The organism is Mesorhizobium sp. B2-1-3A (assembly GCF_006442655.1).
GTDB lineage: Bacteria > Pseudomonadota > Alphaproteobacteria > Rhizobiales > Rhizobiaceae > Mesorhizobium.
Window position 1 is genome coordinate 331118 of record NZ_VFWK01000007.1, and the last position, 24043, is coordinate 355160.

The 24043-nt window shown below is 62.9% G+C and carries 23 protein-coding genes and 1 other RNA gene; 10 read left to right on the forward strand and 14 right to left on the reverse strand.

What is annotated here, in order from left to right; genetic code table 11:
- Window positions 1-184: 184 nt before the first annotated feature.
- Genes FJ977_RS28725 through FJ977_RS28745 form a run of 5 tightly spaced genes read right to left on the reverse strand, consistent with a single transcriptional unit; the run spans window position 185 to window position 5398 of the window.
- Window positions 185-931 carry an ABC transporter ATP-binding protein gene (locus tag FJ977_RS28725; protein ID WP_140775527.1) on the reverse strand — a complete coding sequence of 249 codons (747 nt, stop codon included), beginning with the start codon at window positions 929-931 and terminating at the stop codon, window positions 185-187.
- On the reverse strand, window positions 928-1761 hold the full coding sequence (locus FJ977_RS28730) for an ABC transporter ATP-binding protein (RefSeq protein WP_140775529.1): 834 nt from the start codon (window positions 1759-1761) through the stop codon (window positions 928-930). The genes FJ977_RS28725 and FJ977_RS28730 overlap by 4 nt, the downstream gene beginning before the upstream one ends.
- Window positions 1758-2678, reverse strand: coding sequence for a nickel transporter permease (gene nikC, locus FJ977_RS28735; RefSeq protein WP_140775531.1), 921 nt, complete (start codon window positions 2676-2678; stop codon window positions 1758-1760). The genes FJ977_RS28730 and nikC overlap by 4 nt, the downstream gene beginning before the upstream one ends.
- A complete protein-coding gene (locus FJ977_RS28740) occupies window positions 2675-3736 on the reverse strand; it encodes an ABC transporter permease (protein WP_140775532.1) in 1062 nt (353 codons plus the stop codon). The genes nikC and FJ977_RS28740 overlap by 4 nt, the downstream gene beginning before the upstream one ends.
- Before the next feature lie 18 nt (window positions 3737-3754).
- Entirely contained in the window at window positions 3755-5398 is a 1644-nt protein-coding gene (locus FJ977_RS28745; protein WP_140775533.1) for an ABC transporter substrate-binding protein, read from the reverse strand.
- On the opposite strand from FJ977_RS28745, the gene FJ977_RS35995 reads away from it, so the two are divergent.
- Window positions 5343-5606, forward strand: coding sequence for a hypothetical protein (locus FJ977_RS35995; protein WP_181180106.1), 264 nt, complete (start codon window positions 5343-5345; stop codon window positions 5604-5606). The genes FJ977_RS28745 and FJ977_RS35995 overlap by 56 nt on opposite strands.
- Before the next feature lie 48 nt (window positions 5607-5654).
- Here the strand turns inward: FJ977_RS35995 and FJ977_RS28750 are convergent, their stop codons facing one another.
- The 7 genes from FJ977_RS28750 to ffs all read right to left on the reverse strand — a co-directional run bounded on the left by FJ977_RS28750 (window position 5655) and on the right by ffs (window position 11713).
- Window positions 5655-6902, reverse strand: coding sequence for a lytic murein transglycosylase (locus FJ977_RS28750; protein ID WP_140775535.1), 1248 nt, complete (start codon window positions 6900-6902; stop codon window positions 5655-5657).
- 26 nt (window positions 6903-6928) lie between these two features.
- On the reverse strand, window positions 6929-7534 hold the full coding sequence (recR, locus tag FJ977_RS28755) for a recombination mediator RecR (protein WP_140775537.1): 606 nt from the start codon (window positions 7532-7534) through the stop codon (window positions 6929-6931).
- A 92-nt stretch (window positions 7535-7626) separates the two neighbouring features.
- Window positions 7627-8619 carry a cell wall hydrolase gene (locus tag FJ977_RS28760; protein WP_140775539.1) on the reverse strand — a complete coding sequence of 331 codons (993 nt, stop codon included), beginning with the start codon at window positions 8617-8619 and terminating at the stop codon, window positions 7627-7629.
- 229 nt (window positions 8620-8848) lie between these two features.
- Window positions 8849-9256 (reverse strand): hypothetical protein, encoded by a 408-nt coding sequence (locus FJ977_RS28765; protein WP_140775541.1) that lies wholly within the window; start codon window positions 9254-9256, stop codon window positions 8849-8851.
- Window positions 9257-9332: 76 nt separating this feature from the next.
- Window positions 9333-9656 carry a YbaB/EbfC family nucleoid-associated protein gene (locus FJ977_RS28770; protein WP_140775543.1) on the reverse strand — a complete coding sequence of 108 codons (324 nt, stop codon included), beginning with the start codon at window positions 9654-9656 and terminating at the stop codon, window positions 9333-9335.
- 23 nt (window positions 9657-9679) lie between these two features.
- Window positions 9680-11512, reverse strand: a complete 1833-nt coding sequence (locus FJ977_RS28775) for a DNA polymerase III subunit gamma/tau (RefSeq protein WP_140775545.1) — start codon at window positions 11510-11512, stop codon at window positions 9680-9682.
- Between the two features lie 104 nt (window positions 11513-11616).
- An RNA gene (gene ffs / locus FJ977_RS28780) (signal recognition particle sRNA small type) lies at window positions 11617-11713 on the reverse strand.
- A gap of 154 nt (window positions 11714-11867) precedes the next feature.
- On the opposite strand from ffs, the gene FJ977_RS28785 reads away from it, so the two are divergent.
- The 3 genes from FJ977_RS28785 to FJ977_RS28795 are packed head-to-tail and all read left to right on the forward strand — an operon-like array spanning window position 11868 to window position 13618.
- Window positions 11868-12287, forward strand: a complete 420-nt coding sequence (locus FJ977_RS28785) for an HIT family protein (RefSeq protein ID WP_140775547.1) — start codon at window positions 11868-11870, stop codon at window positions 12285-12287.
- 52 nt (window positions 12288-12339) lie between these two features.
- A complete protein-coding gene (nudC, locus tag FJ977_RS28790; RefSeq protein ID WP_140775548.1) occupies window positions 12340-13284 on the forward strand; it encodes an NAD(+) diphosphatase in 945 nt (314 codons plus the stop codon).
- Between the two features lie 31 nt (window positions 13285-13315).
- Window positions 13316-13618 carry a Dabb family protein gene (locus FJ977_RS28795; protein WP_140775549.1) on the forward strand — a complete coding sequence of 101 codons (303 nt, stop codon included), beginning with the start codon at window positions 13316-13318 and terminating at the stop codon, window positions 13616-13618.
- Window positions 13619-13741: 123 nt separating this feature from the next.
- Here the strand turns inward: FJ977_RS28795 and FJ977_RS28800 are convergent, their stop codons facing one another.
- Both FJ977_RS28800 and FJ977_RS28805 read right to left on the reverse strand, forming a co-directional pair.
- Window positions 13742-14605 (reverse strand): prephenate dehydratase, encoded by an 864-nt coding sequence (locus tag FJ977_RS28800; protein WP_056569822.1) that lies wholly within the window; start codon window positions 14603-14605, stop codon window positions 13742-13744.
- Between the two features lie 14 nt (window positions 14606-14619).
- A complete protein-coding gene (locus tag FJ977_RS28805) occupies window positions 14620-15348 on the reverse strand; it encodes a 3-deoxy-manno-octulosonate cytidylyltransferase (RefSeq protein WP_140775550.1) in 729 nt (242 codons plus the stop codon).
- Between the two features lie 193 nt (window positions 15349-15541).
- Here FJ977_RS28805 and FJ977_RS28810 point away from each other — a divergent pair, with 193 nt between their 5' ends.
- The 6 genes from FJ977_RS28810 to FJ977_RS28835 all read left to right on the forward strand — a co-directional run bounded on the left by FJ977_RS28810 (window position 15542) and on the right by FJ977_RS28835 (window position 24042).
- Window positions 15542-16216 (forward strand): cytochrome c family protein, encoded by a 675-nt coding sequence (locus tag FJ977_RS28810; RefSeq protein WP_140775551.1) that lies wholly within the window; start codon window positions 15542-15544, stop codon window positions 16214-16216.
- A 167-nt stretch (window positions 16217-16383) separates the two neighbouring features.
- Window positions 16384-18261, forward strand: a complete 1878-nt coding sequence (locus tag FJ977_RS28815; protein WP_140775553.1) for an extracellular solute-binding protein — start codon at window positions 16384-16386, stop codon at window positions 18259-18261.
- Window positions 18262-18275: 14 nt separating this feature from the next.
- The gene (locus FJ977_RS28820; protein ID WP_140775554.1) at window positions 18276-20144 is read left to right on the forward strand and encodes an extracellular solute-binding protein; all 1869 of its coding nucleotides are present in this window, start codon (window positions 18276-18278) and stop codon (window positions 20142-20144) included.
- A 30-nt stretch (window positions 20145-20174) separates the two neighbouring features.
- Window positions 20175-21269 carry a microcin C ABC transporter permease YejB gene (locus FJ977_RS28825; protein ID WP_056569814.1) on the forward strand — a complete coding sequence of 365 codons (1095 nt, stop codon included), beginning with the start codon at window positions 20175-20177 and terminating at the stop codon, window positions 21267-21269.
- Window positions 21269-22414, forward strand: a complete 1146-nt coding sequence (locus tag FJ977_RS28830) for an ABC transporter permease (RefSeq protein WP_140775555.1) — start codon at window positions 21269-21271, stop codon at window positions 22412-22414. Before FJ977_RS28825 ends, FJ977_RS28830 begins: the two co-directional genes overlap by 1 nt.
- The gene (locus FJ977_RS28835; RefSeq protein ID WP_140775557.1) at window positions 22411-24042 is read left to right on the forward strand and encodes an ABC transporter ATP-binding protein; all 1632 of its coding nucleotides are present in this window, start codon (window positions 22411-22413) and stop codon (window positions 24040-24042) included. The genes FJ977_RS28830 and FJ977_RS28835 overlap by 4 nt, the downstream gene beginning before the upstream one ends.
- Window position 24043: the final 1 nt, after the last annotated feature.

Consider the following 24043-nt stretch of genomic DNA (forward strand, 5'->3'; position numbering starts at 1 on the left):
CGCCCCCCTCTGGCCTGCCGGCCATCTCCCCCACGGGTGGGGAGATCGGCTGTCTCGGCGCCGCGACCATTCTACAACACTGGAGATTGGCGAAAGCCGCGATGACTGCCAATCTCCCCACCCGTGGGGGAGATGGCCGGCAGGCCAGAGGGGGGCGCGACAGAACTCGACGTAGAAAACCCAGTTACGCCCGCACAAACCCGTCGCTGGCTCGCAGCAGGTTGCGCGTATAATCCTCGGTCACGCGGTGCGCGACAAGTTGGGCGGCAGTCAGATTCTCGACCGCCTCACCGCTCTGCATCACCATCAGCCGCTCGCACATATGGGTGATGATGGCGAGGTCGTGGCTGACCATCAGGAAGGTCAGCTTGCGCCGCCGGCGGACCTCTTCCAACAGGTTCAGCACTTCCGCCTGCACCGAGGCATCGAGTGCCGAGGTCGGCTCGTCGAGCAGCAGGATGGACGGCTCGAGGATCAGCGCACGCGCGATCGCCACCCGCTGGCGCTGGCCGCCCGACAATTGATGCGCGTAGCGGAAGCGGAAGCCGTTGCCGAGACCGACCTCATCAAGCGCACGCTCGATGCGCTTTTCACCATCGGCAAAGCCGTGGATGGCAAGCGGTTCCTGCAGCAGGCGGTCGACGGTCTGGCGCGGATGCAGCGAGCCATAGGGATCCTGGAAGACCATCTGCACTTCGCGGTAAAACGCCTTGTCGCGACGCGTGCCGAGCTTCTTGCCATTGACGGTGATGCTGCCCGAAGCGACCGGCGCGAGGCCGGCGATGGCCCTGAGCAGCGTCGATTTGCCGGAGCCGCTCTCGCCGACCAGGCCGAAGGATTCGCCTGACCTGACTTCGAGGCTGACGCCTTTCAGCGCGCGAAACCGGTCGAAGATCACTTCCAGCCCGTCGGCGGTGATCGCAGAAGTCATGCCGCCCACTCCGGCTTGCGGTCGAGCACCGGCAGCGGGTGGCGTTCGAAGCCTATCCTGGGCATGCAGTTGAGCAGGCCGCGCGTGTAGGGATGCTGGGCCTGGCCCAGTTCGGAGGCCTTGAGCTGCTCGACCACCTTGCCGGCATACATGACGATGACGCGGTCGCAGAAGGACGAGACCAGGCGCAGATCATGCGAAATGAAGATCAGCCCCATGCCGCGATCGCTGACCAATTTATCGAGGATGCCGAGCACGTCGAGCTGCACAGTGACGTCGAGCGCCGAGGTCGGTTCGTCGGCGATCATCATTTCCGGTCCGGCGATCAGCATCATGGCGATCATGGCGCGCTGGCCCATGCCCCCGGACACTTCGTGCGGATGCAGGTCGAAAACGCGTTTGGGATCGCGGATCTGCACCGCCTCCAGCATGGCCAGCGCCCGCTCGCGCGCTTCGGCCTTGGAGACCTTTTCGTGCGTGCGCAAGGTCTCGACGATCTGGCGACCGATGCTCATCACCGGGTCGAGCGAATATTTCGGATCCTGCAGGATCATGGCGATGCGGTTGCCGCGCAGTGCCCGGCGTTGGCGCGCCGAAATGCCGAGCAGGTCGATGCCGTCGAAGGCCAGTTTTCTGGCCGATATCCGAGCTTGCGGCGGCGTCAGGCCCATGATGGCGCGGCCGGTCTGCGATTTTCCGGAGCCGGACTCGCCGACGATGCCGAGCCGTTCGCGGCCAAGCGAGAAGGAGACGCCGCGCACCGCTTCGATCAACCCAGTGCGGGTTGGGAAGGTGACACGCAGGTCCTCGACGTCGAGAAGCGCGCTCATTGGTCACCACTGCGGGGATCGAGCGCGTCGCGCAGGCCGTCGCCGAGCAGGTTGAAGCCGAGGCTGACGATGAGGATGGCGAAGCCGGGCGCACCGGCCACCCACCATTGATCGAGAATGAAGCGGCGGCCGGACGCGATCATGGTGCCCCATTCGGGCAGCGGCGGCTGCGCGCCGAGACCGAGGAAGCCGAGGCCGGCGGCGGTCAGGATGATGCCGGCCATGTCGAGCGTCACGCGGACGATCAGCGAGGAGATGCAGAGTGGCATGATGTGGCGCAGCACGATGCGGAAGGGCGAAGCGCCCATCAATTGCACCGCCTTGATGTAATCGGAATTGCGCACCGTCAGCGTTTCCGCGCGGGCAATTCGAGCGTAAGGCGGCCAGGAGGTGATGGCTATCGCCAGCACCGCGTTTTCAATGCCGGGGCCGAGGGCGGCAACGAAGGCCAGCGCCAGAACCAGCTTCGGAAAGGCGAGGAAGATATCGGTGATGCGCATCAGGATGGCATCGGTCCAGCCACCGGCGTAACCGGCAACGGTGCCGACCAGCAGACCGATGGGGGCGGCGATGATGGCGACCAGTATGACGACATAGAGCGTCCAGCGCGAGCCGTAGAGGATGCGCGAATAGATGTCGCGGCCGAGGTCGTCGGTGCCGAACCAGTGCTCGGCGCTGGGCGCCAGCAGCCGCGAATTCTTCAAGTCGCCGAAAGTCGGTGAATAGGGCGCCAGCACGCCGGCAAGCGCGGCGATGACCAGCAAGGCGATGATGATTAGCAGGCCGACAAAGGCCAGCCGGTTGGCGGAAAAGCGCCGCCACGCGACATAGGCGCGGCCGAGTCTTGCCTGCATGCGCGAGGCCGGCCGCTCGCTGAGCAACCAGTCGCGTCGGCTCTGGATGGTGTCTGTGCTCATCTTACCTTCGTCCTCGGATCGAGCACACGGTAGAGAAGATCGGACAAAAGGTTGATGCCGATGAACACCGAACCGATGACGATGGTGCCGCCGAGCACGGCGTTCATGTCGGCGTTCTGCAGCGAGTTGGTGATGTAGAGGCCGATGCCTGGCCAGGAAAAGACGGTCTCCGTCAGCACCGAACCTTCGAGCAGACCGGCATAGGAGAGCGCGATCACCGTCACCATCGGCACGGCGGCGTTGCGCAGCGCGTGGCCCCAGATGATGCGGGTTTCCGACAGGCCCTTGGCGCGCGCCGCGACGATGTATTCCTGCGCCAGTTCGTTGAGCATGAACGAGCGCGTCATGCGGCTGATATAGGCGAGCGAGAAATAGCCGAGCAGCGAGGCCGGCAGGATGATGTGGCGGAAGGCATCCCGGAAGACATCCCACTGACCCTGCATCGCCGAATCGAGGAGGTAGAAACCGGTGATCGGCGTGAAGGTGTATTCGTAGACGACGTCGAGCCGGGCCGGAAAAGCCACCCATTGCAGCTTGGCGTAGAACAGCACCAGGCCGAGCAGGCCGAGCCAGAAGATCGGCACGGAATAACCGATCAGGCCAATCACACGCACGACCTGGTCGATGATGCTGCCGCGCTTCACCGCAGCCAGCACGCCCAACGGTACGCCGAACAGCGCGCCGATCAGTGTCCCGAGCGTCGCCAGTTCCGTCGTTGCCGGAAGCGCGCGGCGGATGTCGGTCATGACCGGATTGGTGGTCAGCACCGAAGTGCCGAAATCACCACTCAGGGCATTTTTCACATAGATGTAGAACTGCTCGATCAGCGGCAGGTCGAGGCCCATCTCGCGACGCGTGCGCTCGACGACATTGGCCGGCGCCCGGTCCCCGAGCACTGCCAGCACCGGGTCGATCGGGATGACACGGCCAATGAAGAAGGTGACTGCGAGAAGACCAAGATAGGTCGTCACCGCGATGACCAGGAAACGGCCGAGCGATGATGCAAGGGCGACGGCGCGGGCACCACCGCGCCCGCCTCCGTTTTCAACCGCGCTCATGCGGCGCGTCCGCGGGCGCTATTCTTTCGAGACCGGCCCGACGAAATTGGTGTCGAAGCTCGGGCCAAGCGCGAAGCCCTTGAGGTTCTTGCGCACACCGGCGACTTCCAGCTGTTGATGGATGACGACGAACGGGCTGGTGTCGAGGATCTTCTTCTCGAGGTCCTTGTACATGTCGGCGCGCTTGCCCGAATCCTTTTCCAGCAGCGCTGCTTCCGTCTGCTTGGTCAGGTCCGGAATGTCCCAGGCATTGCGCCATGCGAGCGTCTTGGATTTGCCTGCATCCGAATTGTCCGGATTCGAGGCAAAGGTCTGGGCGTTAGAGTTCGGATCGAAATAGTCCTGGCCCCATTGGCCGATATAGATGTCGTGATTGCGAGCGCGATACTTGGTCAGCGTCTGCTTGCCGTCGCCCGGGATGATCTCCAGCTTGATGCCGGCTTGTCCGAGCGTCTGCTGGATCGATTCCGCCATGCCGGTCGTCGGCTGACCGGTGCGCACGTCCATGGTTACGCTGAAGCCGTCGGGCAGGCCTGCCTTGGCCAGCAACTCCTTGGCCTTGGCGACGTCGAGCTTGAACGGGTTCTCGTCCAGTTCGCCAAGCACGCCCTTAGGCAGGAAGGTCTGGTGGATCTCGCCGATCCCCTTGAGGATGGTCGAGCTCAGCGCATCATAATCGACCAGATATTTGAAGGCCTGGCGCACTTCGGGCTTGGCCAGGTTCGGATTCTTCTGGTTCAGGCTGATGTAATAAACCGTGCCCTTCGGCGCGCTGGTCGAGGTGAGGTCGGCGTTCTTGGCGATGGCGTCGAGATCGTTCGGCTCGAGGTTGCGGGCGACGTCGATGTCGCCGGCTTCCAGCGCCAGGCGCTGGGCCGAGCTTTCCTTCATGTTGCGATAGATGACGCGGGCAAGCTTGGCCTTCTCGCCATGATAATTGTCGTTGCGCTCCATGACGACGGCTTCGTTGGCGCGCCATTCACGCAGCTTGTAGGCGCCGGAGCCGGCATATCCGGTCTTCAGCCAGGCATTGCCGAAATCATTGTCCCATTTGTAGTCGGCGCTCGGCGTCACTGCCGCGACATGCTCCTTGACCAGCTTGGCGTCGACCACCGAAGCGACGGTGGCCGAGAGACAGTTCAGCACGAAGCTCGGCGCATAGGCCTTGTCGACGGTGAACTGGAAGGTGGTGTCGTCGATTGCCTTGGCCTTTTCGGTGACGTTGTCGCCGCTGATGCCGAACTGGTCGATGATGAAGGCCGGGCTCTTGTCCAGCTTGACGGCGCGCTCGAAGGAATAGGCGACGTCAGCCGCGGTGATCGGATTGCCCGAGGCGAATTTGAGGCCCGGCTTGAGCTTGAACGTGTAGGTCAGACCATCATCGGAGACGGTCCAGCTTTCAGCGAGATCGGGCTTGACCTTGGAGGTGTCGCTGAGGTCGAGGCGGACCAGCAGGTCGTAGGTGTTGCCGGTGACTTCGGCGGTCGACAGTTCGAACGCCTCGCCCGGATCCATGGAGATGATGTCGTCGATCGCAAAACCTTCGACCAGCGTGTCGGCGGGCGTGACCGCGCCAGCCGGCGCTCCGGCCAGAAGCAGTGCCGACATGGCCGCGCCCGCGAGCAAGATGCGGGATCGTAGAGCAAGCTTTTCCATCATCATGGTGATTGTTCCCTTTTTTGTTGTTAACCTGAGTTCCCGGCTCAGGATTGAGGTCTTCTTTTCAAGGCCTATGATGGCCCCTTGTCCACTTACCGTCGTGGTTTTTGTCCATTTGGTCAACACCATATCCGGCGGCTCCGTGGCCGGCAACGAGCATTTATACGACGGCTCATTGAAGCAGGATGGCGGGTGGCGCGTCGACGCATAGGCCGGCCAATCGAGGCCGCCGATCGAGAATAATCTGCTAATTTCGGCGCTATTTCAGTGCGGCGACCAGGGCCGCATCGGGAAAGCAGGTTGCGGCCTGGCCGTTCTTGGCCTGCCACTTGCCGATCGAGCGGCGGGTCTTGAAGCCGGGCAGGCCATCGGCGCTGCCGACATCATAGCCCTTGGCCTCCAGCGACCGCTGCAGGGCGGCAATATCGGAACGGTGGAGATCGCCAACGGGACCCCAGCTGCCGGAAAAATTCTGATCGCCATGCGCGATGCGGTCGGCACCATGGCCGATGAACAGCGCGTAGAGGTCGCTGGTGTTGTATTCCTTCAGCACGTAGAAATTGGGCGTGGCGATGAAAGCCGGTCCGCTGCGGCCAGCCGGCATCAGCAGGAAGCCCTCCGCCTTAAGCTCGCTCGCCGGAAACGGCTTGCCGCCGACGCGCTTGATGCCCATACCAGCCCACTCAGATATCTTCTTGCCCTGATCGGGACCTTCCAGCGAGCAGGAGACGCTCTCGGGCACGGTCACCTCGAACCCCCAGCCACGTCCCCTCACCCAGCCATAATGGACAAGATAGTTGGCGATCGAGGCGAGCACGTCGGGCGTCGAGTTCCAGATGTCGACGCGGCCGTCGCCATCGAAATCCACGGCATGCTTGAGAAAGGAGGTCGGCATGAATTGCGGCTGGCCGAGCGCACCGGCCCAGGACGATTTCATCGAGCCGACCGGGGCCAGCCCACGCTCGACGATTTCCAGTGCGGCCAGCAATTCGGTGCGGAAGAAATCCTTCTTGGTCGACATGAACGCCTTGGTGCCCAGCACCTCGAAGGCGTCGTAGGGCATCTTCGCCGCGCCGAAACCGGTCTCGCGGCCCCAGATCGCCAGAACGATCTCGCCGGGCACGCCGTAGCGTTTTTCGATCGCGGCAAGGGTCTTGGCGTTGGCCGCCTCGCGCGTGCGTCCGCCCGACGTCACGGCGCGAACCGTCTTTTCGGCAAAATAGGCACCGGGCGAGCCGAACTCGGCCTGATGCTGCTTCTGCGGCGTCTTCGGCTTCTCGCCGGGCATGACAAGGTCGGGCAGCTTCAAATTGGGGTTTATGCCATCGAAGGCGGCATCGAAGGTCTTCTTGGAAATGCCTTTGGCCTTGGCTTCGGGCCAGAGATCGTTCTGCAGCCACGCGCGGAACTGGTCGTCGATCTTGGCGGCCGAGACCGGGGTGACGAGGAAGACACCGAGGAGCATAGCGACAAGGGCGAAGGTGATCGTACGAAGGAATGCAGTCATTTCAGCAAACATCCCCGCCAATTGCGTCAAAACGCCGTCCGCGAGCGCAGCGCAGCGGCGAGCGTGCCCTCGTCGAGATAGTCGAGTTCACCGCCGACCGGCACGCCATGCGCCAGCCTTGTCACCTTGAGGTCGAAGCCGGACAATTGGTCGGTGAGGTAATGCGCGGTGGTCTGGCCCTCGACCGTTGCGTTGACGGCGAGGATGATTTCCTTGACCTCGCCGCCGGCAACGCGGTCGATCAGCGAGCGGATGTTGAGCTGATCAGGGCCGACGCCGTCGAGCGGCGACAGCGTGCCGCCGAGCACATGGTAGCGTACGTTCATTGCCGCCGCGCGTTCGAGCGCCCAGAGATCCGAGACGTCCTCTACGACGATGAGGGTGGCGGCATCGCGGCGCGGATCGGTGCAGATCATGCAAGGATCCGACGTATCGACATTGCCGCAGGTGGAGCAGATGCGAACCTTGTCGGCAGCCTCGCCCATGGCGGCGGCGAGCGGCGACAAAAGCTGCTCCTTCTTCTTGATCAGATGCAGTGCCGCACGCCTGGCCGAACGGGGACCAAGCCCCGGGACCTTGGCCAGGAGCTGGATCAGACGTTCGATCTCGGGACCGGCGATTCGCTTGGACATCGCTCTGATCTAGGATTTTTCAGAGCGCTTTGGAACATCCCGTGTCAGCGCATGGTCTGCCATGCTGCCACGCGAAGCCGGGGCGATGCGAATCAGTTGACCTCGAGCGGTCGACTCTGGCTGGCGATCATCGCACCGATGGCGTCGGTGTTCTCCGGCGTCGATTGGAATCCCATCGCCGCCTCTTGCGGCTCACCTTGAACCGAGGAGATGACCCTCGTGTTCAAGGTTCCGCCGAAACGGGCGGCATCCGGTTCTTCCATCGGCTCCTGCATGGCGACCATCGTCTGCTTCGTGGTCACGCGCGCCGACTTCGCCGTGGCCACCGCGGCCGCGGTCACATAGGTCTCTTGAGCCGGGGCGGTCCTGGTTTTGGGCTGCCGGGCCGGTTCCGCTGCGGCGGTCATATAGACCTGCTGCGCCGGAGCGACGCGGGACGCTTTGGCCGGGCGCGCCGGCTCGGCCGAGGCAACCATCGTCACCGGCGCGGCCGGCTTCACGATTTCGGACCCAGCCGAGGCAATCGCCACGGTCGGCTCATCGGGCAGCGGCTGCCAGTTACGGCCGCGCTTCTCATAGAAGGCATTGCCGCCGGCGACCATGGTGTAATGCATGTTCTTGTAGGGGAAGCGCAGACCCGCCGTGTGGAAATACATGGTGTTCTTGAGCTTGGCCTTGCGCTCGCCCTTGAGCACGGCGTTGGCCGCTTCCTCGACATCGGGCATGGCGCGCGAATTCATCGGCCTCGTCATGACGCCCGGCGCGAACTGCCCAGGTTCACCCACCACGTCACAGATGGTGCTGCCGTGGTTGCCGGAACGCAACCGGTTCATCACCACGGTGCCGACGGCGATCATGCCGTCACGGCTCGAGCGGTTGGATTCGAAGAACATCGCCCTTTCCAGGCACTCCCTGTCCTTTGGCGAGTGGCTGGAGGCGCGCGAGGTCAGGAAACTCGGCGTGATGGCATCGGTGAGGCCGGCGACGGACATGCCGTGCGAGGTTGTCTGGCTGCACGCAGCCAAAAACAGGGGAGACGTAATGACGCCGAGCAACAGCGGCGTCTTCCATCGCGTGACGATCAACAGGTTACCCTCTCACTTCGATGCCCGCCCCCAGGCTGCGGCAAGAATGAGACACTTTCGGGCAAAATGATGGCCAAAACGTTATTAACAACGTACTGTTGCCGAAAAGGCACAATTTCGAGGCTTTCCAGATAGATCGAGCCATCATTTCACAAAAGCGATGACCGCTATCCCTTCGTTTCGCCGCAATTGTCGAGGGAAAACCGCGGCACGCTTTTCCGGGGAATCGCTACCGCCCCGCCGCAATCGCGGTCGGCCGACCAGGCTCAAGCTCCTCGACTTTCTCCGAAAACAGGCCGCGCCTGAGGAACAACGCCCGCGCGTCCCTGGCCGTCGGCGCGATCTTTCCCGGCCAGTCGCTATCGATGAATTCGGCCTTGGTGAAATCGGGATTCGTTTCGGAAGCGGCTTCGAGGAATTCGGCGATTTCCAGCACGATCGCGCGCTCCTCTTTCGAAAGCGCCGAGGTGCCGGCCTCGATCGACGGGCGATGCACGAAATCCTCGAACAAGTGGAAATAGCCCTTGATGCCGACGATATCGACGCCGTCATCGCAATCCGCGAGGATTTCCAGGATCTCATAGATCCTGTTGCGGATACGCTGCTCGATCAGTCTTTCGGACGGCTCTTCGGTCATGGGCGCATCGCCGCTGGGCTCAACTTTCGTGCATCCCGTTGCCCCAAAACCGCTGCACGGTTTTGGGCATCATGCATCAGAATGGCAGTTTCATTCCCGGCGGGATCGGTAGGCCAGCGGTCAGCGCCTTGGTCTTTTCCTGCATGATCTGCTCGACCTTGGCCTTGGCGTCATTGTGGGCGGCAAGAATCAGGTCCTCGAGGATCTCGACATCGTCCTCCTTGAACAGAGACGGGTCGATCTTCAGCGACTTCATGTCGAACTTTCCGCTCAGCGTGACGCTGACCAGGCCGCCGCCGGCCTGGCCGACGGATTCGACCGTGGCGATCTCATCCTGCATGGCCTGAAACTTGGCCTGCATTTCCTTCGCCTTGCCCATGAGGCCGAGAAGATCTTTCATGGTCCGATCCTTGTCTTGGTTTATCAGGTCTCGTCGTCATCCGCCGGCGGCTCGACCGGCACTTCCGCCTCGGTCTCGTCTGCCTCCGGCGCATCGGGAATGCGCACGTCGATGATCTTGGCACCGGGAAAACGCGCCAGTATGGCGGCCACGGCCGGATCGCTCTTGGCATCGAGGAAGGCGTTTTCGCGCTTCGTCGATTCCATTTCAGCCAGAGTCTGGCCGCCCTCTTCCTTGGATAGCGAGACAAGCCAGTTGCGGCCGGTCCAGGCGCGCAGTTTCGTTGTCAGATCGTTGAGCAGCAGCTTGGGCGCATCTTCGGTCAGGCTGACGTCGATGCGGCCGGGTTCGATGCGCACGGGACGAATGCAGCGCTTGACCAGCACCTTGAAGGCGATGTCGCGTTGTGCGTCGGCGAGGGCAACGATGTCGGCCAGCGATTTCAGGGGTACCGGCGGCGTCTCCGGCGCCGGCTGGGGAGGGGCAACGAAAGCCACCGGCGCGGGTGTGGCCTCGACCAGCCGCATGGTCTGCGCGCCACCCTGTCCGGATGGCATGCGCGTTTGCGCAACCGCGCTGGCACCACCGCCATTGCCAGGGCCAGCGGGCGCCCCGTTTGGACGCGATGCGCCATTTTGAACCGGTCCCGCGCCCTCGAGCGATCTCAGCGCCTCGTCGAGCGTCGGCAGGTCGGCGGCATGCGCCAGCCGGATCAACACCATTTCGGCGGCGCTCACCGGCCGGTTCGAGGATTGCACCTCGGGAATGCCCTTGAGCAGCATCTGCCAGGTTCGCGACAGCACCTTGACGGACAGCGTCCTGGCAAAATCGGCCCCGCGCTGGCGCTCGTCCTGCGACAGCGAAGCATCATCCATGGCGGTCGGTACGAAACGCAGCCGGGTGACAAGGTGGTTGAATTCGGCAAGATCGGTCAGTACGGCGGCCGGATCGGCGCCGGTGTCGTATTGAGCGCGGAATTCGGCGAGCGCCGCCGCCACATCGCCCTTCATCACATGTTCGAACAGGTCGACGATGCGGGCGCGGTCGGCCAGGCCCAGCATGCCCCGGACGGCCTCGGCGCTGACGGAGCCGGCGCCATGGGCGATCGCCTGGTCGAGGATGGAGAGCGAATCGCGAGCCGAGCCTTCCGCGGCGCGCGCGATCATCGCCAGCGCGTCGTCGTCGACCGAAATGCCTTCCTTGGCGGCGATCGAAGAGAGATGCGCGACCAGCGATCCGGCATCGATGCGCCTCAGGTCAAAACGCTGGCAGCGCGACAGGACGGTGATCGGAACCTTGCGGATTTCGGTGGTGGCGAAGATGAATTTAACGTGCGGCGGCGGCTCTTCCAGCGTTTTCAGCAGGCCGTTGAAGGCCTGCGTCGACAGCATGTGCACTTCGTCGATGATGTAGACCTTGTAACGGGCCGAGACCGGCGCATAGCGCACACGCTCGATGATGTCCCTGATGTCGTCGATGCCGGTATGCGAGGCGGCGTCCATCTCGATGACGTCGACATGGCGGCCTTCCATGATCGCCTGGCAATGCTCGCCGAGGACGGCAAGGTCGACCGAAGGCTGGTCCACGGTTGATGTCTTGTAGTTCAGTGCCCGCGCCAGGATGCGCGCCGTGGTGGTCTTGCCGACGCCGCGCACGCCGGTCAGCATCCAGGCTTGGGCAATCCGGCCGGTGGCAAAGGCGTTGGTGAGGGTGCGCACCATCGGCTCCTGGCCGACCAGCTCGGAAAAATTCGACGGACGGTATTTGCGCGCCAGCACGCGATAGGCAGCGGCCTTTCCATTCTCCGGGCCTTTTGGCTCCAGGCTTTTTGGCCCCGAATTTCCGGCTTCGCTCATTCGCCCGTTAAGCTCCAAAAGGCCGCGCCCAAAGGCGCCGATTCCTGCGCATAGTCTCGCCCGCGCTGCAATGCGTCGTCAATGTCGCGAGGAGGGCCGATGAGGTGGGAGGCTGGAACAATGACCCGTTCCGGGCTCGTTAGGGCTGCTTCCTTCCGGACCTGACCCGGTTGGCGAGTGGATCGTCCACCACCAACCTCCCGCTGTCCATATCGGCAATTGCGCGATGAAATGCAAGTGCACACGCGATTTGGCGCACCAAACCGTCAGAGGAACAATGATTCGCTTGCAGCCCTCTTGCCGCCGCTCTAGCGTCATGGGTTCGAGGAAACCAAGAAAAGCAAGGGAAACGCCGATGCTGCCTGGCCTGAAGGCCGGATTCACGCTGGATGCCCGGCTGGAGGCGGACAGCGAGCAGTTGATGTGGCTTGGGCTGTGCGAATTGCGGGTAATGAACGATCGCCGCTGGCCATGGCTGCTTTTGGTACCGCAGCGGCCGGGCGCGGAGGAAATCCACGACATGACGCCGCTCGACCAGGCCATGCTGACCTTCGAGACCAACATGGTGGCGCAGGCGCTCAAGAAAGTGAGCGGTTGCACCAAGATCAACACCGGCGCGCTCGGCAACATCGTGCGCCAATTGCATATCCATATCATCGCCCGGTCCGAAGGCGATCCCGGCTGGCCGGGCCCGGTGTGGGGGCACGGCCTGCGCGAGCCCTATGAGCGCTCCGACCTGCGCCGGTTTGCCGAAACGATAAGGGCGGCGCTATAAGCTCCCCTGTGTTCATTCCAAAACATGTCCATCCCAAAGAACCAGAGTCCGCATGAGCTTCAGCCTGTTTGACGCGCCGCTGCGCGAGCCGAGCCAGTTTGTCGGCTTTGCCGGCAACACCATCGACCGGCAATCCGAGAACCGCGCCGACGATTCGGTCGACAAGGCGCTGGCCGATCCAACGACGCGGCTGCTGTTGATGAATGGCGGCCGGCTCTATCTGAAATTGGGGAATGGCAGCGGCCTCGATCCCTGGTTCGGCGTCTCCGAGAGCCAGTCTTTCAAACCTTCCTTCGACCAAAGCGTCCTGCTCGGCTTTTCCGACCAAGGACCGGTGCTTGCGGTGGTGGCGGGCGTTGACCCCGAACAGCTGCCCGAGACCGTCAAGGCGATCGACTACAGGTCGGTCTACATGCAAGGGCTGATCGACGAAGCGGCCGCCGGCGCGATGGCGCAAGGGGCCGCTTTGCTCGCCTGGCACGCCAGCCACCGTTTCTGCAGCAAATGCGGCACGCAGTCGGAAATGCGGGCCGGTGGCTACAAGCGCCATTGCCCGAATTGCGGCACCGAGCATTTTCCGCGCACCGACCCAGTGGCGATCATGCTGACGGCAACGCGCGAGAAATGCTTGCTTGGGCGCGGCCGGCACTTCGCGCCGGGCATGTATTCGGCGCTCGCCGGCTTCATCGAGCCGGGCGAGACGATCGAGGCAGCGGTACGCCGCGAGACGCTGGAGGAAGCCGGCATCCGGCTCGGCCGCGTCGTCTACCACGCCAGCCAGCCCTGGCCGTTCCCTTACTCACTGATGATCGGCTGCTTCGGCGAGCCGCTCAATGACGACATCCAGGCCGACCTCAACGAACTGGAGGACTGCCGCTGGTTTGGCCGCGACGAAGTGCGCCTGATGCTGACCAGGGAGCATGCCGATAATCTGGTCACGCCGCCGAAAGGGGCGATCGCGCATCACCTTATCCGCGCCTGGGTCGACAGCGAATAGGCGATATTGAAATTCATTGCAGGAGAGACAAATGATCCGCCACACCGTCGTCTTCACGCTGAAGCACGCGCCGCATTCGCTGGAGGAAAAGCGCTTCCTCGTCGATGCCAAGAAAATCCTCACCGCGATCCGGGGCGTCACGCATTTCGAGCAATTGCGGCAGATCAGCCCCAAGAACGACTATCAGTTCGGCTTCTCGATGGAGTTCGCCGACCAGGCCGCCTACACCAGATACAACGACCATCCCGACCATGTCGCCTTCGTGCGCGACCGCTGGGTGCCGGAGGTCGAGAAATTTCTCGAGATCGACTATGTGCCGCTGGGCTTTGGCTGAGATGATCGGCACCAACGTCTGAGATTGGCGCGGCCCTTCATGACATCGTCATGAACGCCTCCGCCAATCTCGAACGTGCTGTCGCGCATTGAAATGCCGGTCAGTTGACGGCGCAATGGCTGGCTAATCCGCCACCTTCCATTGCTCGCGCGACTGGCTGGCCGGATAGACGCCCAGGATGCGCACCTCGCGGGAGAAGAAGCGAAGCTCGTCCAGCGCCAGCTTGACCAGCGGATCGTCGGGATGGCCCTCGATGTCGGCGTAGAACAGCGTCGCCGTGAAAGCGCCGAGCTGGTAGCTCTCCAGCTTGGTCATGTTGATGCCGTTGGTGGCGAAGCCGCCCATCGCCTTGTAGAGCGCGGCCGGCACGTTACGGACGCGGAAGATGAAGGTCGTCATCATCTTGGTGTCGGCCGTCGGCCGTTCGGCCCATTGCTTGCTCTTGGTCAGGACGACGAAGCGCGTGACGTTGGAATCGGTGTCCTCGACGTTCTCCTCGATGATGTCGAGCCCATAGAGCGTCGCCGCCAGCGCCGGCGACAGGGCGGCCATTGTGCGGTCCTTGACCTCGGAGATCATCTTGGCGGCGCCCGCCGTATCGCCCGCGACGACCGCCTTCCAGCCGTTCTTGCGGATGTATTTGCGGCACTGGCCAAGCGCATGGATGTGGCTGTGAACCGTCTTGATTTCTTCCCGCTTGACGCCGGGCAGCACCATCAGCTGGAAATGGATCGGCAGGAAATACTCGCCGACGATGTGCATCCTCGATTCCGGCAAGAGATGGTGGATGTCGGCGACGCGTCCGGCGATGGTGTTCTCGATCGGGATCATGGCGAGATCGGCCTTGCCGGTCTCGACCGCGTTGAACGCATCCTCGAAAGTCGGGCACGGCAACGGCTCCATCGAGGGATAGACGTTGCGGCAGGCGGTATCGGAATTGGCACCCGGCTCGCCCTGGAAGGATATTCTGTTGGTTTTTTCAGGCATGGCGAAGGAATTTCTCAGTTTGAAAGGATGGTTCGGGCGCGCTCAAGGTCTTCCGGCGTGTCGACGCCTAGCGGCAGCGACCGGACGATCTCGGCATCGATGCGCATGCCGGCTTCCAGCGCCCGCAGCTGCTCCAGCCGCTCGCGGCGTTCCAGCGGCGACGGCTTCAGCGCGACGAAGCGCTCGAGTGCCGCGCGGCGATAGGCGTAGAGGCCGACATGGTGATAGAGCGGCCCCTCGCCCCAAGGTGCCGTGGCGCGGGTGAAATAGAGCGCCCTCAGCCTGGCGGCGGACAGCGGCGAGCCCACGATCTTGACGACATTGGAATTGGTCTTTTCCTCCTCGCGGACGATCTCGACACCGAGTGTGGCGATATCCACCGCCGCGTCCTCGAATGGCCTGAGCGAGGCGGCGATGATGCCGGGATCGATGGTCGGCAGGTCGCCCTGCACATTGACGATCGTTTGGACCTCATGTCCAGGATCGAGCGCGACCAGCGCCTCATGGATGCGGTCGGAGCCGGACTCGTGGTCGATGCGCGTCATCACCGCCTCGAACCCATGCGCGCGCACCGCTTCGGCCACGCTTTGCGTGTCGGTCGCCACCACCACCCGGCCGAGGCCGGCTTCGGCCGCACGGCGGGCGACATGGACGATCATCGGCACGCCGGCGATGTCGGCCAGAGGTTTGCCCGGCAGGCGGGTGGAGGCCATGCGGGCCGGTATCAGGATCAAGGTGGACATCGCTGTGGCAAGGCGTTCGAAAAGAGGAGGGGAAAAGTGGCAAAAGGTCTCACTGGCAGCGCCCTTATAGGTGTTGCAACGCCGGAGCAAAAGACCTAGTTTCCGCCCGATTTGACCGGCTCTGGAGGGCAGGTCTCGATACCGACGGACGGAGTGGACGGTTCGGTCCGCCGGAAAAGGGAGCAAGGGGCGTATGGATTCCAACGAAGTCAATAAACTGCTCGCCGGATTGCTCGGAACCGTTTTCGTCGTTTTCTCGGTCGGGCTGGTGTCGGACGCACTGTTTGCCTCGCCGGCCCCGGAAAAGCCCGGCTTCGCCATCGAGGCGGCTGAGCCCGCCGAAGGCGGCCCGGCCGCGCCGGCTGCCGCGGCCAAGCCGATCGCCGACCTGCTGCAGACCGCCAATGCCGAGGCGGGCGCTGCCGTCTTCAAGAAGTGCCAGGCCTGCCATTCCGGCGAAAAGGGCGGCCCCAACAAGGTGGGCCCCGATCTGTGGGATCTTATCGACCGCCCCGTCGCCGAACATGAAGGCTTCGCCTATTCGGCCGGCATGAAGGAATTCTCCAAGGGCGGTACCGAGAAGTGGACCTACGACAACATCAACCACTTCATCACCTCGCCGAAGAAATTCGTGAAGGGCACCGCCATGGGCTTCGCCGGCCTGCCCAAGGACGAGGACCGCGCCAACGTCATCGCGTATCTGCGCACGCTGTCGGACAATCCCAAGCCGCTGCCGGCACCTGGTGCCGCCGCGGACGCCAGCGCGCCCGCCAAGCCGGCCGATGCAGCCGCCCCGGCGAAGCCGGCTGAAGGCGCCGCACCGGCCAAGCCTGCCGCTCCAGCTCCAGCGCCAGCACCCGCCCAGTGAACAATTTGTAATCTCCACGACCTTGAAAAAGCCGGGTTCAGCCCGGCTTTTTTATTGGGAAAATCCAGGGTGCGGCGACAAAGCCGGCGCATTGCGGTTTTCACCAGCGCCAAATCATCTAGGATCGCGTCCGGATGATCTGGCACGCATCGCGAAGAGGATAGTGCATGACGGTTGGCCGAACGCTTCTCAAGTCGCTGCTGGCGGCGGCCCTGCTGGCGGCGGGGTTGCAGACAACCCTGGCCGACGAGTGGCGGACCACCTCATCGCTGATCGGCCAATCCAAATACGGCGACAACTTCCAGCATTACGACTACGTCAACCCGAACGCGCCGAAAGGCGGTACGCTGAATTCGGTGCTGCTCGGCACCTATGACAGCTTCAACCCCTATATCGTCCAGGGATCGCCGGCGGCGGGTTTGGCCGGCTTCGGCGGCGGCCTGCTCTACGACACGCTGATGGAGCAGGCGACGGACGAGGGCAGCACCAGCCACCCGCTGATCGCCGATGCCTATAAATATCCCGACGACTATTCCTCGGCCACGTACCGGCTTGACCCGCGCGCGAAGTGGCATGACGGCCAGCCGATCACGGTCGACGACGTGATCTGGTCGTTCCAGGTGCTGAAGGCCAACAGCCCGCAATACAACCGGTATTTCGAGAATGTCACCGACGCGGTGGCGATCTCCGATCGCGAGGTCGAGTTCCATTTCAACCAGAAGGGCAATCGTGAACTGCCGAAGATCATTGGCGACCTCGTCGTTCTGCCGAAGCATTGGTGGGAAGGTACCGACGCCAATGGCAAGAAGCGCGACATAACCAAGGGAACGCTGGAACCGCCGCTGGGCTCGGCCGCATACAAGATCGCCAGCTTCAAGCCGGGCTCCGAAATCGTCTGGCAGCGCGTGCCGGACTATTGGGCGGCCAAGCTGCCGGTGAAGATCGGCCGCGAGAATTTCGACACGCGCCGATACACCTACATCCTCGACGACAATGCCGCCTGGCTGGCCTTCACCAAGGGCGGACTGGAAGACATCAACCGCGAATACAGCTCCCGCAAATGGGCGACGGCCTATAATTTCCCGGCCCTCCAGGCCGGCGACGTCATCAAGAAGGACTTCCAGACCCAGTCGCCACAACCGATGCAGGGCTTTGTCCTCAACCAGCGCAGGCCGCTGTTCCAGGACCGGCTGGTCCGCGAGGCACTGACCATACCGTTCGATTTCGAGAGCATGAACCGCACCTTGTTCTTCGGCTTCAACACCCGCACGTCGAGCTATTTCCAGGGCACCGAGCTGGCATCCAGCGGGTTGCCGCAGGGCAAGGAACTGGAAATCCTGGAAAAATACCGTGACAAGCTGCCGCCCGAACTCTTCACCCAGGAATTCAAGCTGCCCGTCTACGATTCGCCGCAAGCGGAGCGAAAGTACCTGAAGCAGGCTGTCGATCTCTTCGCCAAGGCCGGATGGGTCATAAAGGGCGGCAAGATGGTCAACGCCAAGACAGGCGCGCCGTTCAAATTCGAGATCCTCGGCTGGAACGACACCGACCAGGTAATCGCCAGCCCCTACATTGCCAATCTGCGCAAGATCGGCGTCGACGCCTCGTTGCGCATCATCGACCAGACGCAGTACATCAACCGCGTCAACAACTTCGATTTCGACGTTGTCACGGGCCTGTTCGGCCAGTCGGATTCGCCCGGCAACGAGCAGCGCGATTTCTGGAGTTCGAAGGCCGCCGACGCACCTGGTTCGCGCAATCTGATGGGCATCAAGGATCCGACCGTCGATGCGCTGGTCGACCGCATCATCTTTGCCACGGATCGCGATGATCTCGTTGCCGCAACCCATGCGCTCGACCGCGTGCTGCTTTGGAACTTCTACGTCGTGCCGCAGTATCACAGGTCGGCGGTCTGGCTGGCCTATTGGGACAAGTTCAAATTCCCCGACAAGCAGCCTGCCTATGTCGGTGTCGATATCGATTCCTGGTGGATCGACGTCGACAAGGAAAAGGCGCTGGCCGCCAAGTACAAAGGCGGCAATTGATGGAGCGGCAATCGATGACCGCCCTGCCCCGCCGTGATTTTCTCGCGCTTGGCGCGGCGGCGGCCGCCGCCGCCCTGTTGCCCGCAAAAGCTTTCGCCGACATTGCGACCGGCACCAAGCTGCATGGATTGTCCGCCTTTGGCGACCTCAAATACGGACCGGATTTCACCCATTTCGACTATGTGAATGTCGACGCACAAGCCGGCGGAGTTTTCAATTTCTCGCCGCCGAACTGGGGCTACAACCAGGACACACAAACCTTCAACACGATGAATTCCTTCGCCGACAAGGGCGATGCGCCGCCGCGCATGGAGATGTGCTTGGACGGGCTGATGGTGCGCGCACTCGACGAGCCCGACGCCGTCTACGGCCAGATCGCCGACGGCGTGACACTGTCGGAAGACCGCAACTCCTTCACCTTCTCGCTTCGCCCCAAGGCGCGCTTCCACGACGGTACGCCGCTGACCGCTCAGGACGCCGCCTTCACCTTCAAGCTTTACAAGGACAAGGGCCATCCCGACCTGTCGTTGTCGCTGACGCATATGGTCGATGCCGTTGCTGTCGACGACCGCACGCTGCGGCTCACCTTCTCCGGCAAGCAATCGGCCCGCACCGTGCTCAACGTTGTGGAATTCCCCATCCTGTCGAAGGCCTTCTATACGGCCAACCCGTTCGACTCTTCGCAGTTGAACCCGCCGCTCGGCTCCGGTGCCTACAAGGTCGGCCGGTTCTCGGCCGGCGCATGGATCGAATATGATCGGGTTGCGGACTATTGGGGCCGTGATCTGCCGGTCAATCGCGGCCAGAACAATTTCGACCGTATCCGCATCGAATTCTACCAGAACCGCACCGCCGGCTTCGAAGCCTTCAAGAAGGGCGAAATCACCTACCGCGAGGAATTCACCTCGCGCGTCTGGGCGACCGCCTACGACTTCCCCGCGCTGACAGCCGGCAAGGTGGTCAAGCACGAATTCCCGGCCGAGAAGCGGCCGACCATGCAGGGAACGGCCGTCAACCAGCGGCGCGAACAGTTTCGCGACGCTCGCGTGCGCCAGGCGATCGCGCTCTGCTTCGATTTCGAATGGACGCGGCGCAACTTCTTCTACGGCTCCTACGAGCGCTCGCAATCCTGCTTCGAGAAGTCGGATTTTCGCGCTGAAGGTGTGCCATCAACACAAGAGCTGGCGCTGCTGGAGCCGCTGCGAAGCCAGGTGCCGGCTGAGGTCTTCGGCCAGGCCGTGGCCCAGCCGGCATCCGACGGTTCCGGTCGCGACCGCAAGCTGCTTGGTCAGGCGGCAAAGCTTCTGGCCGCAGCCGGCTGGAAACGATCGGGTGATTTCGTCGTCAACGGCAAGGGCGGCCGGCTTTCGGCCGAATTCATGGTCGACGACGACACTTTCGTGCAGGTCTATTCGCCCTGGGTCGCCAACATGAAGGCGATCGGCATCGATGCCACGATCCGGCTGGTGGATTCTGCCCAATACCAGGCCAGGCAGGCGACCTTCGATTTCGATCTGCTGTCAGCCGCTTTCTCGTTCAGCGCGACACCGACGCGCGACGATCTCGAAGGCTTCTTCCATTCCAGGACGGCCAACCTCTCCGGTTCGCGCAATCTGCCGGGCACCTCAGACCCCGCGATCGATGCGCTGATCGGCACGGTGGGCGCGGCAAAAGACCGTGAAAGCCTGACGGTCGCGATGCGAGCGCTCGACCGGGTCTTGCGCGCGCGGTGCGATTGGATTCCTAGTTGGTTCCTGGCGAATCACCGAAGCGCCTATTGGGACATGTTCGGCTTTCCCGAGCAAAAGCCCGATTTCGGCTTTCCGGTCGAGGCGCTGTGGTGGTTCGATAAGGGCAAGGCGGCAAAAATTGGCAAAGGCTGAGATATCGGTCCGCAGAGGGCAGGAAGCCTGATGGGCGCCTATATACTGCGCCGCATCCTTTTGATGATCCCGACCCTGTTCGGCATCATGGCGATCTCCTTCGCCGTCATCCAGTTCGCGCCGGGCGGCCCGGTCGAGCAGGTCATCGCCAAGCTGACTAATCAGGGCGGCAGCGATCGCCTCGGCGGTGGCGGCGGCGATGCGGGCGGCTCCAACTTCGACGCCGCCGGCGACGTCAGCTCGAAATATCGCGGTGCGCAGGGGCTCGATCCGGAATTCATCAAGAAGCTGGAGAAACAGTTCGGCTTCGACAAGCCGCCGCTCGAGCGCTTCGGCATGATGCTGTGGAACTATGCCCGCTTCGATTTCGGCAACAGCTATTTCCGCGACATCTCGGTGCTCGACCTGATCCTGGAAAAGATGCCGGTATCGATCTCGATCGGGCTCTGGATCACGCTCCTGTCCTATCTGATTTCCATCCCGCTCGGCATCCGCAAGGCGGTGAAGGATGGCTCGCCTTTCGACGTCTGGACCAGCGGCGTCGTCATCGTCGGCTATGCCATTCCCGGCTTCCTGTTCGGCATCATGCTGATGGTGCTGTTCGCCGGCGGCTCGTTCTGGGACTGGTTCCCGTTGCGCGGTATCGTCTCGGACAATTGGGACCAGTTGTCCTGGCCGGCCAAGATCGCCGACTACATCTGGCACATGACCTTGCCGCTGACGGCGCTGGTGCTGTCGGCCTTCGCCACCACCACGCTGCTGACGAAGAACTCGTTCCTGGAGGAGATCCGCAAGCAGTATGTGGTGACGGCGCGCGCCAAGGGCCTGTCCGAACGACAGGTGCTCTACGGCCACGTCTTCCGCAACGCCATGCTGATCGTCATCGCCGGCTTCCCCGGCGCCTTCATCTCGGCCTTCTTCACCGGTTCGCTGCTGATCGAGAACATCTTCTCGCTCGATGGCCTCGGCCTGCTTGGCTTCCGGTCGGTGGTCGAGCGCGACTATCCCGTGGTGTTCGCCAATCTCTACATCTTCTCGCTTCTCGGCCTGTTCGTCGGATTGTTGTCCGACCTCATGTACACTTGGGTCGATCCGCGCATCGATTTCGAGCGGAGAGACATCTGATGTCGGAGGCAAGCGTGACCGCCGGAGTGGTGCCGGAGCGGATGCCACGGCCATTCCTGTCGCCGCTCAACAAGCGCCGCCTGCAGAATTTCAAGGCCAACCGGCGCGGCTACTGGTCGTTGTGGATTTTCCTCGTCCTGTTCGTGCTGTCGCTGTTTGCCGAATTCATCGCCAACGACAAGCCGATCATCGCTTCCTACAAGGGCGAGATCCTGTTTCCCGTGCTGGTCGCCTACCCCGAGGAGAAGTTCGGCGGCTTCTATGCCGTCACCGATTATCGCGACCCGGTGATCCAGGACGAGATCAACGCCAATGGCTGGATGATCTGGCCGCCGATCCGCTATTCCTACCAGACCGTCAACAATGCCATCCCGGAGGCCGCACCCGCCAGGCCGTCCTGGCAGTATGACGCCGCCAAGCGCTGCAACCAGTATCCGCAAGGGGCTGCCGACCCGGCCTGCATCGTCGGCAACTGGAACTGGCTCGGCACGGACGACCAGGCGCGCGACGTCCTGGCGCGGGTCATCTACGGTTTCCGCATCTCGGTGCTGTTCGGCCTGATCCTGACCGTCGGATCGGCCGTGATCGGCGTCGGCGCCGGCGCGCTGCAGGGCTATTTCGGCGGCTGGACGGACCTGCTGTTCCAGCGCTTCATCGAAATCTGGTCGGCGATCCCGGTGCTCTATCTGTTGCTGATCGTCGCCGCCATCCTGCCGCCGGGCTTCTTCATCCTGCTCGGGCTGATGCTGTTGTTCTCCTGGGTGGCGCTGGTCGGCGTGGTGCGGGCCGAGTTCCTGCGCGCCCGCAACTTCGAATATGTCAACGCCGCCCGCGCCCTCGGCGTGCCCAACCGCACCATCATGTTCCGGCATTTGTTGCCCAACGCCATGGTGGCGACATTGACCTTCCTGCCCTTCCTGCTCTCGGGCTCGATCTCGACGCTGACCTCGCTCGACTATCTCGGCTTCGGCCTGCCGCCGGGGTCCGCCTCGCTCGGCGAGCTGCTCAAGCAGGCGCAGCGCAACCTCAATGCGCCGTGGCTCGGCATTTCCGGCTTCGTCGTCATCTCGCTGATGCTGTCGCTGCTCGTCTTTGTCGGCGAGGCAACGCGCGACGCCTTCGATCCGCGCAAGACGTTCAAATGAGCGAAGCGCCCCTGCTCAGCGTACAGGACCTCAGCGTCGCCTTCAGCCAGGGCGGCGGCCAGTCTGTCGCCGTCGACCACATCTCCTTCGACATCGCGAAGGGCGAGACAGTTGCGCTGGTCGGGGAATCCGGCTCCGGCAAGTCGGTGTCGGCGCTGTCCGTGCTGAAGCTCCTGCCCTATCCCAGCGCCAGCCACCCGTCGGGAAAAATCCTGTTCCAGGGCGCCGACCTGCTGGCGATGAGCGAGAAGCAGCTGCGCCAGGTGCGCGGCAACAAGATCACCATGATCTTCCAGGAGCCGATGACCTCGCTCAATCCGCTGCACACGATCGAGCAGCAGATCGTCGAGATCCTGAAGCTGCATCAGGGCATGGCCGATCGCCCCGCCAAGGCGCGCACGCTTGCTTTGCTCAACGAGGTCGGTATCCGCGACCCGCAGAAGCGCCTTGACGCCTATCCGCACCAGTTGTCCGGCGGACAGCGCCAGCGCGTGATGATCGCCATGGCGCTGGCCAACGAGCCGGAACTCCTGATCGCCGACGAGCCGACGACGGCGCTCGACGTCACCGTGCAGGCGCAGATCCTCGAACTGCTGGCCGGCCTTAAAAGCCGTAAGGGCATGTCGATGCTGTTCATCACCCACGACCTCGGCATCGTGCGCAAGATCGCCGACCGGGTCTGCGTGATGACCAAGGGCAAGATCGTCGAGACCGGTCCGACCAAAGAGATCTTCGCCAACCCGCAGCACCCCTATACGCGCCACCTTCTGGCGGCCGAGCCGAAAGGCAAGCCACCGGCGGCCAATGCCGACGCCAAGCCGGTGATGACCGGCAAGGACATCAAGGTCTGGTTCCCGATCAAGCAAGGCTTCTTCCGCAACACCGTCGACCATGTGAAGGCTGTCGACGGCATCGATGTCACCGTGCGCGCCGGCCAGACGCTGGGCGTGGTCGGCGAATCCGGTTCGGGCAAGACCACACTCGGCCTGGCGCTGGCGCGGATGATCTCGTCGACTGGGACCATCCAGTTCAACGGGCGCGACATCAACCAGCTCACCTTCAATGCCATGCGGCCGCTCAGGCGCGAATTGCAGATCGTGTTCCAGGATCCGTTCGGTTCGCTCAGCCCGCGCATGTCGATCGCCGAGATCATCGAGGAAGGGCTCAAGATCCACGAGCCGAAGCTGTCGCCCGATGAACGCGACGACAAGGTTGCGGACGTGCTGAAGGAGGTCGGCCTCGATCCGGCGACCCGCAACCGCTATCCGCACGAATTTTCCGGCGGCCAGCGCCAGCGTGTCGCCATCGCGCGCGCCATGGTGCTCAACCCGCGCTTCGTCATGCTGGACGAGCCGACATCGGCGCTCGACATGAGCGTACAGGCGCAGGTCGTCGATCTCTTGCGCAATCTGCAGGCCAAGCACGACCTCGCCTATCTCTTCATCAGCCACGACCTCAAGGTCATCCGGGCGCTTGCCAACGATGTCATTGTCATGCGCAATGGTCAGATCGTCGAAGCCGGCCCTTCCCGGCAGATTTTTGAAAATCCGCAAACCGACTATACTCGGGCGCTGATTTCGGCGGCCTTCAAGATAGAGACGGCGCCGGTCGGCATCGTCAGCCAGTGAT